16 protein-coding genes, 1 pseudogene and 1 other annotated feature are annotated in these 16975 nt (G+C 39.6%); of the genes and pseudogenes, 4 read left to right on the top strand and 13 right to left on the bottom strand.

Annotation, left to right across the window (positions count from 1 at the left end; all coding sequences use genetic code 11):
• Positions 1-53 precede the first annotated feature (53 nt).
• Positions 54-641, top strand: coding sequence for a YtxH domain-containing protein (locus ACNJYY_RS07270; RefSeq protein ID WP_416731177.1), 588 nt, complete (start codon positions 54-56; stop codon positions 639-641).
• A 50-nt stretch (positions 642-691) separates the two neighbouring features.
• On the opposite strand, the gene ACNJYY_RS07265 is transcribed toward ACNJYY_RS07270, so the two are convergent.
• From ACNJYY_RS07265 to ACNJYY_RS07255, 3 genes are all read right to left on the bottom strand, one after another.
• Positions 692-2560: a heavy metal translocating P-type ATPase gene (locus ACNJYY_RS07265; protein WP_416731176.1), complete on the bottom strand. Its 1869-nt coding sequence runs from the start codon at positions 2558-2560 to the stop codon at positions 692-694.
• Between the two features lie 200 nt (positions 2561-2760).
• The gene (locus tag ACNJYY_RS07260; protein ID WP_416731175.1) at positions 2761-3567 is read right to left on the bottom strand and encodes an ABC transporter permease subunit; all 807 of its coding nucleotides are present in this window, start codon (positions 3565-3567) and stop codon (positions 2761-2763) included.
• Positions 3564-4451, bottom strand: a complete 888-nt coding sequence (locus tag ACNJYY_RS07255) for an ABC transporter ATP-binding protein (RefSeq protein WP_416731174.1) — start codon at positions 4449-4451, stop codon at positions 3564-3566. The genes ACNJYY_RS07260 and ACNJYY_RS07255 overlap by 4 nt, the downstream gene beginning before the upstream one ends.
• A 146-nt stretch (positions 4452-4597) precedes the next feature.
• Here ACNJYY_RS07255 and ACNJYY_RS07250 point away from each other — a divergent pair, with 146 nt between their 5' ends.
• The 3 genes from ACNJYY_RS07250 to ACNJYY_RS07240 all read left to right on the top strand — a co-directional run bounded on the left by ACNJYY_RS07250 (position 4598) and on the right by ACNJYY_RS07240 (position 7078).
• A complete protein-coding gene (locus ACNJYY_RS07250) occupies positions 4598-5188 on the top strand; it encodes a TetR/AcrR family transcriptional regulator (protein ID WP_416731173.1) in 591 nt (196 codons plus the stop codon).
• A 261-nt stretch (positions 5189-5449) separates the two neighbouring features.
• Positions 5450-6067, top strand: coding sequence for a DUF47 domain-containing protein (locus tag ACNJYY_RS07245; protein ID WP_416731172.1), 618 nt, complete (start codon positions 5450-5452; stop codon positions 6065-6067).
• Positions 6068-6079: 12 nt separating this feature from the next.
• Positions 6080-7078, top strand: a complete 999-nt coding sequence (locus ACNJYY_RS07240) for an inorganic phosphate transporter (protein ID WP_144701401.1) — start codon at positions 6080-6082, stop codon at positions 7076-7078.
• A gap of 25 nt (positions 7079-7103) precedes the next feature.
• On the opposite strand, the pseudogene ACNJYY_RS07235 reads toward ACNJYY_RS07240, so the two are convergent.
• From ACNJYY_RS07235 to ACNJYY_RS07190, 10 genes and pseudogenes are all read right to left on the bottom strand, one after another.
• Positions 7104-7337: pseudogene (locus ACNJYY_RS07235) on the bottom strand (pentapeptide repeat-containing protein); the annotation flags it as partial.
• A 63-nt stretch (positions 7338-7400) separates the two neighbouring features.
• A complete protein-coding gene (locus tag ACNJYY_RS07230; RefSeq protein WP_416731171.1) occupies positions 7401-8654 on the bottom strand; it encodes a dicarboxylate/amino acid:cation symporter in 1254 nt (417 codons plus the stop codon).
• Positions 8655-8743: 89 nt separating this feature from the next.
• The gene (locus ACNJYY_RS07225; protein WP_416731170.1) at positions 8744-9652 is read right to left on the bottom strand and encodes a GNAT family N-acetyltransferase; all 909 of its coding nucleotides are present in this window, start codon (positions 9650-9652) and stop codon (positions 8744-8746) included.
• Between the two features lie 76 nt (positions 9653-9728).
• Positions 9729-10766, bottom strand: coding sequence for an HAAS signaling domain-containing protein (locus ACNJYY_RS07220; protein WP_416731169.1), 1038 nt, complete (start codon positions 10764-10766; stop codon positions 9729-9731).
• 13 nt (positions 10767-10779) lie between these two features.
• Positions 10780-11100: a PadR family transcriptional regulator gene (locus tag ACNJYY_RS07215; protein ID WP_066392702.1), complete on the bottom strand. Its 321-nt coding sequence runs from the start codon at positions 11098-11100 to the stop codon at positions 10780-10782.
• 127 nt (positions 11101-11227) lie between these two features.
• Positions 11228-12658, bottom strand: coding sequence for a proline--tRNA ligase (gene proS, locus ACNJYY_RS07210; RefSeq protein ID WP_416731168.1), 1431 nt, complete (start codon positions 12656-12658; stop codon positions 11228-11230).
• A 46-nt stretch (positions 12659-12704) separates the two neighbouring features.
• Positions 12705-12926, bottom strand: a binding site (T-box leader).
• Between the two features lie 215 nt (positions 12927-13141).
• Positions 13142-14110 carry a sugar phosphate isomerase/epimerase family protein gene (locus tag ACNJYY_RS07205; RefSeq protein ID WP_416731167.1) on the bottom strand — a complete coding sequence of 323 codons (969 nt, stop codon included), beginning with the start codon at positions 14108-14110 and terminating at the stop codon, positions 13142-13144.
• 1 nt (position 14111) lies between these two features.
• Complete coding sequence (locus tag ACNJYY_RS07200) at positions 14112-15167, bottom strand: Gfo/Idh/MocA family protein (RefSeq protein WP_416731166.1); 1056 nt, start codon at positions 15165-15167, stop codon at positions 14112-14114.
• Positions 15164-16201 carry a Gfo/Idh/MocA family protein gene (locus ACNJYY_RS07195; RefSeq protein WP_144701417.1) on the bottom strand — a complete coding sequence of 346 codons (1038 nt, stop codon included), beginning with the start codon at positions 16199-16201 and terminating at the stop codon, positions 15164-15166. The genes ACNJYY_RS07200 and ACNJYY_RS07195 overlap by 4 nt, the downstream gene beginning before the upstream one ends.
• Positions 16202-16237: 36 nt before the next feature.
• Positions 16238-16960, bottom strand: a complete 723-nt coding sequence (locus ACNJYY_RS07190) for a ThuA domain-containing protein (protein ID WP_416731165.1) — start codon at positions 16958-16960, stop codon at positions 16238-16240.
• Positions 16961-16975: the final 15 nt, after the last annotated feature.

Below are 16975 nucleotides of genomic sequence, written 5' to 3'. Positions count from 1 at the left end.
CATCGATACGTTCCGGGTAGGGTTTTATACAGACTAAAAGGAGGATTTATACTATGCCTAACTATACAAATACACCAACGACTACTGCGGAACCGGTTTTTACACATTCCGATTTCCAAACACGAGAAAATGCTGATACTAACGTTAGCAAGAAAAGTAATGCCTCTGGTTTTGCTACAGGATTAGTAGTAGGAGGTCTTGTAGGAGCTGCAGCAGCTCTATTATATGCACCTAAAAACGGAAATGAATTTAGAAACGATCTTCGCGATTCATCTATTAAATTAAAAGAACGTACACAGCAAATGAAAGATGAAACCATGTTGAAAGCGAAACTTGGGACGATGGATGCTAAAGATACTGTCGCATCTATAAAAGAAAAATCCGGAAACCTTTCTCTATCTGCTCGTCAAAAGCTACAAGAAGCAAAGAATACGGCGAGTGAGGTAAAAACTGAAACAAAAGCCGCGATTGATGAAGCAAAACAAGAAGCTAAAAATGAAAATTATCAAACCAACGCTAACACGCAAACTAAAGCGGTTGTAACGCCACGTACACTTTCTTCAACAGATACACAACAAAAAACTGGTACAGATTCTTCTTATGAGAAAAAGCAAAGTGATGTAAATAATCGTTCAATTTAATCATTGGAAAGATAAAAAGCCGAGACGTTGCGTCCGGCTTTTTACTTTGCTTATTTTAATAAACGTAACCCATTTAAAATTACTAATATGGTACTTCCTTCATGTCCGATCACGCCAAAAGGCAAAGTGAGAAACTGTAAGTAGTTCGCACATAATAAGAGAAATATTACACTGATGGAAAAGATGATATTTTGTTTAATGATCTTTGAAAGTCTTTCAGACAGCTGCATCGCATAGAGCAGCTTACTCAGATCATTTTTTACGAGTACAACATCTGCGGTCTCGATGGCAGCATCGCTTCCCATACCCATCGCAACACCTACATCTGCTATAGCAAGTGCTGGCGCATCGTTCACTCCATCTCCAATCATCGCTACAACCGCATCTTTTTCTCTCCATTGTTTCACGGTGTTCACCTTATCTTCAGGCAAACATGAATAACCAATTTCATCAACCTTCGCGATTCTTCCGATCATCTCTGCTCCGCGCTTAGAATCACCCGTTAGCATGATCGTTAAGATTTGTTTTGATTGTAAATCTTTTATCGCCTTAACGGTTTCTTCCCTCACTGTATCTCCTAAAAGAAAGTAAGCAGCGAGTTGATCGTTAGCTGTTACATATACAACCGTATGTCCTGTATCTTTTGCTTCATCCTCTAGATTCATCAGAAGCTCACACTCTTGTTTTTCCGTGATGTCCGTCCACTCGCGACTCCCTATTTTCCAAATGGTACTTTGAATATCAGCTTTAACACCTTTTCCTGGTACATCTTCAAACGCAGTTAGTTCTATAGGCGTTTTTTCTGGACGAACTTTAAGGTGTTCATTAATCGCCTTTGCAAGTGGATGTATGCTATTTTTTTCAATTTCATAGATGATCGAGATCAACTTTTCTTTGCCCCAAGAAGACTGGAGAAATTCAGCGTGTTTCACAGTTGGTCGCCCTTTTGTTAAAGTACCTGTTTTGTCAAAAGCGATAACGTTTACTAAACTCAATTTCTCCAAAAAAACACCGCTCTTGAATAGGATTCCGTTCTTAGCGGCGTTAGATAACGAAGCTAGCATTGCTGGCATGGTCGAGGCAACAAGTGCACATGGAGAAGCCACGACTAGCAGAACACAAGCACGGTATAAAGATTCTGAATAACTCCAAACCCCAATCGAACTAGGCACTAAAAAGGTTAATGCTGCAGCCAGCAACACAAAAAGAACATATTTTGTTTCAAACTCTTCTATTTTTCTTTGAACAGGTGGTGCATCATTCTGTGCGTTATTCACGAGGTCTATCATTCTTTGAAATACTGAGTCTTTCATATGTTTTGTAACAGAAATCTCTAACAATCCAGATTGGTTCAACGTTCCTGCTAATACTTCTGATGACATATGGACTTCGCGTGCAAGAGGCTCACCGGTTAGTGCAGATTCATTAATAAAGGAGTTTCCTTTTACAATTACACCATCTGCAGGTACCCGCTCTCCTGGTTTAACTCTTATTAGATTACCAGGTTCTAAAGATGAAGCTCCTACTCTCCGTTCCTCATCCTCTAACAAAAGCCAAGCTTCTTCCGGCTGTAAAGATAGTAATGCTTTGATCTCTTTATCGCTTTTTTGTAAGGTATACATTTCTAGAGCGCCAGAATAAGCAAAGATAAGAATCAATACAGCTCCCTCACCCCAATAGCCGATCGCTGCAGATCCAATTGCGGCAAACATCATTAGAAGTTCAACGTTCAACTGTCGGTCTTTTATGCTTTCCTGAATGCCTTCAACTGCTTTTGCATAGCCTCCTACAATAAAAGCTAACAAATAAAAAAGAACATAATAAGGAGAAACTGAATATTTTTCCATCATCCAAGCGGTTAGTATGAAGATACCAGACGTTGTTGCCATCAACAGTTGTGTACGTGCAGAGAGTTCCATTGGACTTCCCCTCCTCCGTATTTGATAATAACTATCATCCTCAAGTACCCCTAAAAAGCAGAAATGCTGCCGTCTTTTACGACAGCAGCCTGAAAACTATCCAATATTCGGTTCCTAGCACTAACATTGTATGTGAAATTTGCATTTTGGTGACTTGTTATTATTTATATTATACATGTTAACCTAACGATTTAGAATATTTATAACGGAAGATTTCTTTTCTTGAATGCAACCACACTGAGCATAAATAGGAGGAATGTTAAAATACCTAGTGCACATCCGATCCAGAGCGCCTCCGTCTCGTTATTAATCACCTTGATCGGATCATACCATTTAAAGATCGAAAAGTTTAACATCCATTCTGTTTTCTCGCTTAACTTTCCGGCCATGTTCAACATATAAAATAAAAGCGTAATTCCTGCAGAGATCCCGAGCGATTTCTTCTCATCATTATTTACAGAGGAGATGAAGAAGCAATAACCAGCAATCGACGAGAAAACAAGGAAAGTGAGTAGATTCAATGTAACAAAAGAAGGAACGTCTAATTGATAGCCATGAATCAGCCACTCGCTTGCTGCAATACCACTAAGCGTTGTAAAACCTACGATTAATGCCAGCCCGGTAAGCAAGACGGATGCTTGTGTAATGGCAACCTTTACTCTTGAATTAGGGGTGGCAAGCAAGTAAGCCATAGATCCTTGATCGACCAGCCGTGCCATCACACGAGTTGAAGTCAAGATCACATATACCATCAATATGATCAAAAACAACATACCGTAAAACTCACCCGCTACATAGTCTGACAAGGAATTTATGCCATTCTCCATACCGATCAGCTTCTGCATACCTTCTGGCAGTGCAGCGATCATTTCGTTAAATCCTTTCATATCAGCAATAGATGGATATATCCAAATGATCAGTACAATATAAGCTGAAGCACCGTAAATGAATCCCCCTAACATCTTTCCGTGACTTTTCATCATCGCAAGATATAAAGGCAAACTCATTTCTCCACTTCCCTTCTGTCATAATAATGCATAAAAATATCTTCTAAATCCTGAGGCCGTGTATCGATATGTTGAACATCACAGCGGCTTAACAACTGAACGAATTCCTGGTCATTTCCTTGAACCGTAACATGAATGGTTCTAGCACCTTTGACTTCAGTAACAAGCGGTGATTGAATGATCTGTTCCATGTCACCCTCAGACTTCACTTTCACTTCAAATACTCTGCGTTGTACTCTTCTTAACAAATGCATATCTTCTAACGCCACTAACTTTCCATCTTTTATGATTCCGGCCGAATCACATGTTCGTTCGATTTCTTGAAAACTGTGTGATGACATGAGTATCGTTTTGTTATTTTGTTTTTCTTCCAAGATTAGATCAATGAAGACGCGTTGCATGAGCGGGTCAAGCCCAGATGTAGGTTCATCTAAGATCAGGACTTGAGGGGAATGCATAAACGCTGCGATGATACCCACTTTCTGTTTCATTCCTTTAGACATCTTTCTTATCGGTGAGTTTACGTCTAACTGAAATCGTTCTATTAACTCGTCTCTGCGTTTTATGCACTCTTGCTTTCGCATCTTTTGAACGAGGGACAAAAAGCCAAGCCCTGTCATTCCTTCTAAAAAGACAATCTCACCTGGCAAGTATCCTGTTTTTTCTTGAATACGCGCAGCGTTTTTCCAGCAGTCCATTCCATCGATTGAAGAATATCCACTATCGGGTTTCATAAAGCCCATTAAATGACGAATGGTTGTTGATTTACCTGCTCCGTTCGGACCGATATATCCAAACACCTCGCCTTTTTTCACTTCAAAATTCAGATCGAATAATCCTTTTTCTTCAGTAAAACGCTTTGAGAGTCCCTTTACCTGAATCATCCACACACCCACCTTTTTTGAAATATTGAACAATGTATATTTCAAAATAATCATAAATCTTTTCTTCACACTAAGCAATACTTTTTGAAATATGTTATTTGTTATTTTTCAAAATATGTTTTATCCTAGTAAAGAGGTGAAGAGTCTTGAATGGGTATGAACGTCGAAAGGAACAAAAGAGAAAAGATATTAAGAAAGCTGCCTTCTCCCTGTTTCAAAAACAAGGCATCAAAGAAATTAAAATAGAAGATCTAGCTAGACACGCCGGGGTATCCCAAGTTACCATCTATAATCACTTTGGAAGCAAAGAAGCTTTGTTTCGGGAAGTGATTAAAGAGTTCGTTGCCGATGAATACGATTTTCATAAAGAGCTCTTTCATAAGGATCTTTCTTTTAAAGAAAAAATGACCTCAAGTATTCTTCATAAAACGAACAACATACTAAATATTCATCCTGAAGTTATAGAAGAGATGATGTTAAACGATGAAGATTTAAAATTATTTTTAGCTGACTTTCAAACGAAGTATAGCATTCCGTTATTAGTTGACCTGATTAAGGATGCTCAAAACAATGGTGAGATCAACCCTGACCTTTCTATGGAGTCCATCATGGTATACATCCAGCTTTTTAATAACAATATGCTCATCTCCATGATTACAGGCGACAATGGAAAAAAACTTGCAACAGATATCTTTCAAATGTTTTTCTACGGGCTTTCACTGCCCATAGATTCTTAATTGTTCGTTTAGGGAATGATGAATGAAAAGAATGTAAATTTTTTATTTCATTTATCAACGTTTGTTAAATCCAAGTTAGTTGAACGTTAAAAGAAAGCTTAACTTAGTAAATCTTTTGTAAATTATTGATTACAATTCATTCTTTTTCGACAAAAACTCTTATTTTTTTGTATAATGTGTTGGGTGGTTAAAAAAGAAAAAATGACTGCCACAAAAAACGTAAAAGAAAAAGGATAAAAGACATTTCTTTTGGAGGGTACTATGTTTACAAAGAAAAAGGATAAGTTCATGGTCATGCTAACGGATATTGCTAGCAACTTGAAAGATTCTGCTGGTTATTTCCACGATTTCAAAATTAATAACGAAAATGATCTTCGCGAATTCGCAGACCATTTAAAAGAACTTGAATCAAAAGGTGATTCTTATGTTCATACCGTTATCATGGAACTGAACAAAGTTTTTATTACACCTATTGAAAGAGAAGATATCTTATCACTTGCTATGAGCATGGATGATATTCTAGATGGTATCGAGCAATCTTCTGCTTTGTTTGACATTTACGCGATTACTAAACCAGATCAATACATGGTTAAATTTGTAGAATACATTAAGTTAAGTGCGGAAGAAATTCTGCTTACTGTTAATTTGTTATCAGAGAAGAAACTTCTTGATATGCGTGAACATGCAATCAAGATTAAAGATTACGAATCAAAATGTGACGATCTTTACCGTGAAGCTCAACGCGAATTGTTTGCTACTCAAAATGATCCGATCAAAGTTATCAAGTATAAAGAGATGTACGAAGTGCTTGAAGGCATTGCCGACAGCTGCCAGAACGTTGCAAACACATTAGAATCTATCATTATGAAAAACGCGTAACGGGTGGCTGGTATGGATACAGTATTACTCATTACCATTCTTGTTGTAATCGGTGCGCTAGCATTTGACTTTATTAATGGCTTTCATGATACAGCGAACGCGATTGCAACATCTGTTTCAACAAAAGCTTTAACACCAAGAAGAGCTATTATTTTAGCTGCAGTCATGAACTTTGTCGGAGCCATGACATTCACTGGTGTTGCCAAAACGATCACAAAAGACATTGTTGACCCATTTACACTTCCTAACGGGTCAGTCGTTATTCTCGCTGCTCTTGTAGCGGCCATCGCATGGAACTTGATCACTTGGTATTATGGTATTCCAAGTTCTTCTTCTCATGCGATTATCGGTTCTATCGCTGGTGCTGCGATTGCAGCTGCTGGTTTTGAAGCACTTCATTATTCTGGTTTTCTAAAAATTATTTATGGTTTGCTTCTTTCTCCGATTCTAGCATTTATCGTAGGTTTTATATTTTATAACGTCATTAAGATGGTTTTTAAGAATACGAATTTAACGAAAACGAATAACGGCTTTCGTAAAGTACAGGTAGCTACTGCCGCTCTTCAAGCTTATTCACATGGTACGAATGATGCGCAAAAAGCAATGGGGATCATCACGATGGCATTAATCGCGAATGGCTACACAGATAGCACAGACATTCAGCTTTGGGTACAGGTATCCTGTGCGCTTGCTATGGGTCTTGGTACATCTGTAGGTGGTTGGAAAATCATCAAGACGGTTGGCGGAAAGATCATGAAAATCCGTCCTGTTAATGGGGTTTCAGCTGATTTAACGGGAGCATCTGTTATCTTTGGTGCATCTTTCTTAGGTATTCCTGTAAGTACAACGCACGTTATCACTTCTTCTATCTTAGGGGTTGGTGCGTCTCACCGATTAAAAGGAGTTAAATGGGGAACGGCTAAGACGATGATCATCACTTGGTTCATCACACTTCCAATTTCAGCAACATTAGCAGCACTGTCTTATCTCGTACTAAACTTAATCTTTTAGTCACAGTTAAGCCTTCCGTTATTCGTTAACGGAAGGCTTTTTTGTTTTGTTCTACTTTTTGCCAGTGATTCGGATGAGTTAACCTAACAGGTAGTTTTGTTTCAGCATTTCCTTTAGCTGAATTTACTTGTGCTTGTGTTAAAAAGATACTCCCTCTTAAGTCTGCACCACTTATATCAGCATCACGTAAATCCGCCCCTATTAAATCTGATTTTCTTAAGTCCGCATATTTTAAATCTGCCGCTATGAGCAGAGCACCTTCCCATTTTTCCTATAAAAAAATCTCTAACTCAAAATAAGATGAGTTAGAGATTTAAATAAATTATGCACCTTTTTGTTCTGTTAATGAACCAGTTTTTTTCAAGAGCCAGTTCTTACCTTCAACTAAACGCGCCGTCATCATACTTGCGACATTATCACCTGTCGCGTTCAGTAATGTGGCTGGCGGATCAATAATGGCAGAGATCGCAGCGATAATCGGCAGTGCTTCTGGAGGAAAACCGAACAGTGATAGAATCAGCATCTCCGCGATCAGTCCACCTTGAGGGATTGCTCCCATTACCATACCCACTAAAAGTGCTACTCCACCAACTAAAAGATACGTGTTGATGCCAGAAAAATCCATTCCAAAAATTCCAAAAAGGAACGTAATCTTTAATACCCCACCAATAACAGATCCGTCTTTATGCAGTGTTGCACCAAGAGGAATCGTCGTTTCACTAATATCGTCAGGTACGCCCATTTTCTTAGTAGCTTCTATGTTAACGGGAATACTCGCAGCAGAACTGCACGTTGCAAGACTCGTAACAGATGGCGAGAGCATGTTTTTCCAAAACACACGAATACCGAGCTTTCCATGAGCCATGAACGCGTAAAGCGTAAAGAAGCCGAAGAAATAAATAATAGAGAACGGATAATAGAATAAGACTGCTTTAAAGTAAGAACCAAGCAGCGTTGGACCGAATTCACCAACAAGTGCTGCAAAATAGGCTCCTAAACCGATCGGGGCATAATACATCACGTATTTTACCATCTGAAGTGTAACTTCACTTCCTGCTGAGAGGAAGTTAGCGAGCGGCTTAGCTTTTTCTCCCACTTTAGATGTTGCAAGACCTAACAACACAGAAAAAAGAATAAGTGCTAACATATTCGCACGACTTAATAAATCGACAAAATCAGGAACCGTAACTGTACTTACTAGCTGATCACCAATCGATACTTCTTCACCCGTTGTATCAGGTTTCACTAGATCAATCTTCACACCCTCTGAAGGCGGAAAGATTTTAATACCAGCCATACTAATAATAGCTGCTACCGTTCCAGTGAATAAAAAGACGATCATCATAGAGCTGATGATTTTACCGAAACGCTTTGAACCAGCCATGCTTGCAACACTCGATGAGATTGAAAAGAACACGAGTGGAACAACAATCATGAACATAACGTTTAAAAACAGATCGCCGAACGGTTTAAGGACAGCAGCGTCCTTTCCCATCGTAGAACCGATTATACTTCCCGCAATAATCGCGAGCAGTAATATGATCGGCGAGCGATATGCTTTCCAAGTATTTTTCATAAAACATTCTCCCCTTAAATAGATTCATAATCACTCTATCTATTTTATACGGAAAAAATATTTTTCATAGAGGTCAAATCAAAATAGTACTATTTTCTAGACAATGTCTCTACAGAAAGTTGCTTAGTTATATGAAATAGTTCTTTTTGAATAGCAAAACCGATTTTTTTATAAAGATGGATCGCTAGCTTATTTTCATTGTTGACGCACAGATCAATATGCTTCAAATGCGGATTGCTGAGCATCCAAGTGACAGCATACGTTAAAAGCTGCACACCGATTCCTTTTTCTCTATGCATTTCATCTACAGCGAAGAACTCAATAGAGCCTTCACCAAACTGTGGTTGTATCTCTACATAAATATAACCCACCACTTCATTCTCAATTTGATATACAAATACTTTATGAAACTCGTTTAATCGTTCAATGATCTGTTGTGAATTGTAATACGTCGAAGGAAAATAGGTATCATGCAAATTCTTGAAATCATTCTTATCCCTTTCTGTATATTCTTTAATGTTATTCACTGTAGCTGTGTTTGTTATTGCTTCCTTGGTGATTGATAGTATGGTGTGTTTGCTTTTTTGGTCTATTATATCGTTATGAGTTAGAAACTTTTTGAGGTCTGTATGATCTGTAGAGATAAAGAAATGAACCGTTTCAATTCTTTGAGGTATGAGCTGGAGTAGGAGATCCCAAAGCTCTTTTGTAATCTGCTGGTGCTCACTATGTGTAATAAAAGGACCCCATATTTCGGCGTTCCGGTTTTCAAGGTCGGCATCAAATCCAAGAACTCCCACTAGAAAGTCATTCTCATAGGCCAACACAAAAGATTCCTGATAAGGAACATCTGAGAGGTCTTCTTTCAGCGAATGAAGAATTTCGTGTTCCATTTCACCGCAATAGCCGCAATGTTTGGATGCCACTCTGTTTTGGACTGCGATGAACTTTGCAATTTCTTTAGCTTTTGAAGAATCTGCTTTTACAAGAGTAATCACGTTATTCCTCCTAAGTCATTTCTAAACATATTGTTCCAGTTCAAAAAAACAGAATTCATGATAGAAGCCTTTTTTTTTATCCGTTCTTCATCCATTGATCCATTAAGGTGTTTGATTTAATTGCTTTATTAAAACCAGAAATAATATCTATGATAGAAAAAACCGCTATGATTGCTGCAATTGTGGATATAAACCAAAATGCTGGTACGTCAGGGACAGTGTTATATAGTTTTTCAGTAAATGACTTATTATAAAGAGTTTCATCCGTTAGCATAAAACAAAGTAAGCCTACCGAAATAAAATGATAGATTAAGTTCAATGAAGCAAGTAGATTCGTCCATCTTCCTATGAAAAATTTATAGATAGCAAGACCGACTTCAATGAGAATAAGCAGGACTATGAAAGGAGCATACGAGAATAAAACTTCCTCGTTGAATAGTGGTGCTTTGAGTGTAAGCCCTTCTAATCCTTTTCCAGTTTGTTCATACCAGCCGATCATTTCAGACGAGTTAAATAGAATTATGGCCCAAATTGCTGTCCAGAATAAACTAAAGAAAACTTCCGCCTTTGGAATCTGTCTTTTCGTCACTACTTTTTTAAGTTGATATAGATCAGATGGAGACCATATTTTCTTTTTTCTCGTATAGATATCACCATTTGAAACTCCTGATCGTTCTAGCATGATAAATACAATCGTTACCCAGAAGAAAACTTGAAACAAAACCGTCAAGCTGGATAAGAACATCTTTAAACAAAGTTGACCGATAAAAGCCATTAAAGTGAATAGAGATTTATCACCTTCAAATGTAATCATACCGTTTACAAAGAGGGTAAGGCTACTGGCCACTACAGAAATGATAGCTGCCACGATCAACACATTAATATAACTTTCATAAAACATAGGACCTATTACATAGCGAGGTTTGTTGTTGTATTCGCTTGCAAGTTTAACAGGATCTCCAAGCTTCATTAGAACGTCTTCAACATCTTTGTCTGTATGTTGGTCTGGAAGCATATCTTCAATCGTAGACCGAAGCTCCATAGCGATGTCATCCCTAATTTTTTCGGGAAGTCTTTGTGTCACTTCACTGATATACGTTTCAATCAAATTCATTTGGAATTCCTCCTTATAACATCGAATTTAATTGCATGGACGTGTTATGCCATTCTTCTTTCAGTTGCTTGAACACTTCTTGACCAAACTCGCTCAGAAGATAATATTTTCTAGGTCGGTTCTCTGTTGTATCCCATTCACTCGTAAGCAGCTCTTGCTTCTCTAGCCTTCGAAGAAGTGGGTACAAGGTGCTTTGATCAATGGATACGTTGTTCTCTTCTAACCGCTGGGCGAGTGAATATCCGTATTGCGGTGTTTGGAGCTGGCTTAAGACTGCTAAAGTTAACGTTCCTCTTCGCAGTTCTGTCTTTAGAGAGAAAATTAATTCGCTCATGCAATCACCTCGATTATAGTATAGTGTATGACGTACAGTAATGTAAAGTTACTAATATAATGAAAATAATTATATTTGCAAAAAAGAAAAGGGGTCAGACCCCGGGTCTGACCCCTTTTCTTTTTCCTTAATATGCTTTTGCCCAGTAGACGAGGTGTTTGGCCTGTTGATCACAGCAAACGCACTTTTCTGAGAGTTTCTCTTGTTCAAACGGTATACACCGTGATGTTGCTCCAGTTTCGTCTTTTATAAAGCTTTCACAGACTTCCTTCCCACACCACATCGCTTTAATGAATCCGCCATTTTCACTTAATTTCTTTTTGAATTCATCAAATGTAGTGACCGTAGTTGTTTGACCTTCCCGATGAGTCTTCGCCTTTTTAAACAAATTTTCCTGAATATCACTTAATCTATTTTGAATGTAGGATTCTAAATCTTTGAGAGGTACGGTTTCTTTTTCCCCTGTATCTCTTCGCACTAATATCACTTGATCTTGTTCGATGTCTCGTGGCCCTACCTCAAGGCGGAGAGGAATTCCCTTCATCTCATACTCATTAAATTTCCACCCTGGCTTTTTATCACTTGCATCAATTCCAGTTCGAATGGTCTGTGATAGCTTATCCTTTAAATCGTATGCAAAATCGAGAACTCCCTCTTTGTGTTGAGCAATCGGTACGATCATGAGTTGAGTTGGTGCTATCTTTGGAGGAACTACGAGCCCGCGTTCATCACCATGAACCATGATCATCGCCCCAATAATACGCGTCGTAAAGCCCCATGATGTCTGCTGAACAGTCTGTAGTTTTCCTTCTCTGTTCGTAAACTCAATACCGAATGCTTTGGCGAATCCATCTCCTAAATGATGAGAAGTTCCAGACTGCAACGCTTTCCCATCATGCATTAGGCTTTCAATTGTATAGGTATATTTCGCTCCTGCAAATTTTTCTTTTTCTGTTTTCTGACCCTTCACGACCGGTATGGCAAGGAATTCCTCACAGAGATCAGCATACACATTAAGCATTCTTACCGTTTCATCATGAGCTTCTTCATCTGTTTCATGGCAAGTATGTCCTTCCTGCCAGAGGAACTCAAGAGTACGAAGAAAAGGTCTAGTGGTCTTTTCCCATCTCACAACGTTCGACCACTGGTTATAAAGTTTTGGAAGATCACGATGTGAATGGATGATATTTTTAAAGTGTTCTGCAAATAGAACTTCTGATGTTGGACGAACACAAAGGCGCTCTGTCAGCTTTTCTTCTCCTCCATGTGTGACCCATGCTACTTCAGGAGCGAATCCTTCTATATGGTCTTTCTCTTTTTGAAGCAGACTTTCTGGAATAAAAAGCGGCATATACACATTCTCATGACCTGTCGCTTTGATTTGCTTATCAAGTTCTTTTTGAATGTTTTCCCATATTGCGTAGCCGTAAGGTCTTAAGATCATAGATCCCCGAACACTTGAATAATCGATTAGTTCCGCTTTTGTCACCACGTCGGTATACCATTGAGCAAAATCATCTTGCATACTCGTTACATTCTTAACAAATTCTTTTGTCATTGGTTGCACTCCTCGCTAAATGAAAATAAAAAAAGCTACACTTTTCATTAGGGACCAATTTCTTGGCGGTACCACCCTAATTCAAAGCATAGCTTTACACTCTTTCATGATAACGGTATTTAACCGCTGAATATCTTATAACTGTAACAGAAATAAGATACAGAACTCAGAGGCAGGTTCAATCGTTTGTCAGTAGGAGCCTTCCAGCGATACAGTTCCCTCTCTAAAAAGACAGAATCAATCTACTAATCCTCTTCTTCGTTTTCTTCGTCATATGTTTTTGAAATTATATGTGATATTGGGATGAACTGTCAAATCTTTTTTTGATGAGGTTAAATTGGTTAATCTGATAAACAGAAAACCTGTATCCCATAAAAAGGGATACAGGTTTTCTCAAAACGGTGAGTCTAGAATGTTATGCTATGGAGTGTCCATCCCACAAATACAAATTTAGTGAATTTGTATTTGTTTGGGGTCAGACCCCTAGACCCACCACATCTCCGTTGGCTGCTCGGCGATGAGGATCGACTGCAGGTTCTTCACCGCGCGGTTGAATCCTTCGTCGATCGACATGATCGGATCTTCATGCTCAATGCTTACTACATAGTCATAACCATACGTACGAAGTGCACTCATCATGTCGGACCAATCTTGAACAGAGTGACCGCAGCCTACTGAACGGAAGCTCCATGCGCGGTTTTGAACAGCGCCGTATGGCTGCATATCCGTTAAACCGTACATGTTAATATTATCTTGGTCTAAGTATGTGTCTTTTGCATGGAAGTGGTGGATCGCTCCGGCTTTTCCAAGAATCTTGATTGCTGCCACAGGATCGATGCCTTGCCACCAAAGATGTGACGGATCAAGGTTCGCACCAATTGCGTCACATGTTTCTTCACGCAGCTTCAGTAGCGTATATGGAGTATGCACTAAGAAACCACCGTGAAGCTCTAAGCCGATCTTCACTCCATGTTCTTTTGCAAATTGACCCCACGTGCGCCAATATGGAATCAACTTCTCTTCCCATTGCCACTTCAACACATCGCTGTATTCATTCGGCCAAGGGGAGACTGGCCAGTTCGGATATTTTGCATTCTCAGAGTCACCCGGTACACCAGAGAAACAGTTTACCACTGGTACATTCATCAATTCAGCCAGTTCAACAGTTTTTACAAAAGTTTCATGTGACTCTTTTGCAAAAGCCTCGTCTGGAGATAACGGATTCCCGTGACAACTGAAGGCTGAAATCGTCAAACCACGCTTCTCTACTTCATGAAGGTACTGTGATCGCTTCTCTTCACTCTGAAGTAGTTCATCAAGCGGACAGTGAGCGTTTCCTGGATAGTTACCTGTTCCAATTTCTACGGCTTGTACGCCTGCTTCTTTCACATAGTCAAGCATGTCTGTAAATGATTTCTGTGAAAACAGGACCGTAAACACACCTAATTTCATACTATTTCACTCCTTTTTCAATTCCTAGTTGAACGCCTTTTCCCATAAGGTTGCTAGCATAGATCGCTTCGATCACGCGAGAGGTATTCATCGCTTCCTCAGCTTTCACAAGAGGTTCTGCTTTACCTAAACAGCTGTCCACAAAATTCTCAGCTTGAGGAAGACCAGGATTGTCTTCTCCTAGGATCCAATCTGCTTTAGTTGTAGTCATCATACCGTTTATTGCTTTGTTTAACGCAAACGGGAATACATCCAGTCCGCCTTTATCACCAGAAATGCGAAGCAGTTCAGCATCGTCCGGAATATTTGCTGCCCACGATGTTTCAAACAGAATCGTACCACCGTTCGCGAGACGAATATACGCGGTGACATGATCATCGACTTCAAATGTTTCTGCATCAAACGAGCCCCATTGGTTTACTTGTTCCGCTTCACGGCTGACGGTGTTATACGTTTGACCAGATACTTCACTCACAACCGGGTTATCTAAAAGCCAAAGTGTCAGATCCAGCAGATGGCAGCCATAGTCGATCAAGCTGCCGCCACCTTGAAGCTCTTTATTTGTAAATACTCCCCAACCCGGAACTTTTCTTCTTCTAAGTGCTTGTACACGAACGACTAGAGGATTACCAACTTCTCCAGACTCCATGATTCGTTTTGCAGCTTGAGACTCTTTCATGTATCGATAGTGATAAGCAATCGATAATACTTTTCCTGATCGCTTCTCTGCTTCTACCATTTCAGCACATTCTTCAACGGTCATTGCCATCGGTTTCTCACACAGAACATGTTTACCTGCATCCAATGCTGCAACTGTGATCTCTCTATGAAACTTGTTAGGCGTACAGATCACAACCGCATCTACATGCGGCCACATCTCTACGTAACTCGTAAAATAGTTCGGTACGTGAAATTTTTCAGCAACACTTTTCGCAACATCCACGTTTACATCACTAATGGCCGTCACTTCTGCTTTTTCACTTAAACTTTGAAAAGCGGGGATATGTCGGCCTTGTGCGATGCCGCCTGCCCCTATGATCCCAACTCTTAGTTTCATGCGTGAACTCCTGTTTTAACTTTTTCGATCGTCTTCTTCTCGTTTGATTCTAAAGCAGCTAGAATTACGGCCAATGAGCGTTTTCCTTCTTCGCCCGTGATCAGTGGAGCATGACCCGCTTCAATCGCCTCGATAAAGTGATCTACCACGTGAGAGTTAGACTGGTTATCATTCGTTTGGATCGCACCCATCTCATAGCGTACAACATTTCCATTCGTGTATTGTGCGACTAAAGAATATTTCGGATCATCTTCTAATCGAAGGATACCTTTTTCGCCATAGATGATCGTAGAGTTATCTTCTTTTGCCGTGTAAGACCAACTAGCCGCCAATGTTCCGATAATTCCACTCTCTGTTTTCAACACGCAAACAGCTGTATCATCAACTGAAGCAAACTCTTTTGCGCTCGTCTCAACAAAAGCACCAACTTCGGCGATCTCTTCTCCAAGAATGTATCGAATCAAGTCTGTTTTATGAACACCAAGGTCCCCCATTGCGCCGATAAATGCTTCATCCTTTTTAAAGAACCAGCTGTTCACACCATCTACGCTCCAGCCTTCAGGTCCTGGGTGCCCGAAAGCCGTTCGGAAGCTGTAAATTTTCCCGATATCACCAGAGGCAATTAGCTCACGCGCTTTTTGGTGTGCCGGAACAAAGCGCTGATTATGACCGATCATTAGCGTTTTTCCGCTCTTTTCTGCTGCAGCGATCATTTCCTCTGCTTCTTGAAGCGAGGTTGCCATCGGTTTTTCACATAAAACGTGTTTTCCGGCATTTAAAGCGGCAATTGAAATCGGCGCGTGAAGAAAATTAGGCGTACAAACACTCACTGCATCTACATCTTTAAGCGCAAGAAGTTCATTATAATCCGTAAAGATCTTTCCTCCATAAACCGCTTGTGTTGACTCAGCACGTTCTTTTACAATGTCACAAACCGCAACGATCTCTACGTCCTGATTCGCTGCATATTCTGGCAGATGGCGATGCTGTGCGATGCTACCGCAACCAATGATTCCAACTTTAATTGTCATGATTATTTCCTCCTTATAGTGGGTGTTTAATCGTTTTATTTACTTTGCACCGATCGCTTCAAGCGGCTTAGCATTTCCGTACTTTGGCGCTTCACTGCCTGAAGGAGCTAAGAAAGATACAGCATTCGTGATTACTTTTTGTACATCTTCGTTATAATACGTTGGATACGTCTCATGTCCCGGACGGAAATAGAACACTTTTCCTTTACCTCGGTTGTAAGCCGCTCCTGATCGGAACACTTCTCCTCCTTCAAACCAGCTAACAAATACAAGGTCATCTGGAGCAGGGATATCAAAATGCTCTCCATACATCTCTTCTTTTTCAAGCTCGATGTATTCCCCAAGTCCGTTTGCAATCGGGTGACTTGGATTAACGATCCAGATGCGTTCTTTTTCATCTGCTTCGCGCCACTTTAGATCACATGAAGTTCCCATCAATTTTTTAAAGATTTTAGAGAAGTGACCAGAGTGAAGGACGAGTAGACCCATACCATCTAGAACGCGTTGATATACTTTATTTACGACCTCATCTTCTACTTCATCATGAGCTAAGTGCCCCCACCATACTAAAACATCCGTGTTATTTAACACATCTTCTGTTAGACCATGTTGAGCTTCATCAAGTGTTGCTGTATTAACATCATGTCCTGCTTTTTCAAGGAATTCTTGAATAGCACCATGAATTCCTTTTGGATAAATTTCTTTAACTACCGGATTTTTTTGTTCATGACGATTTTCATTCCAAACTGTAACTTTAATCATGTATAACATCCTCCT

Source organism: Fictibacillus tiangongensis (assembly GCF_048083785.1).
Lineage (GTDB): Bacteria > Bacillota > Bacilli > Bacillales > Fictibacillaceae > Fictibacillus.
This window is presented reverse-complemented; position numbering and strand designations above follow the sequence as displayed.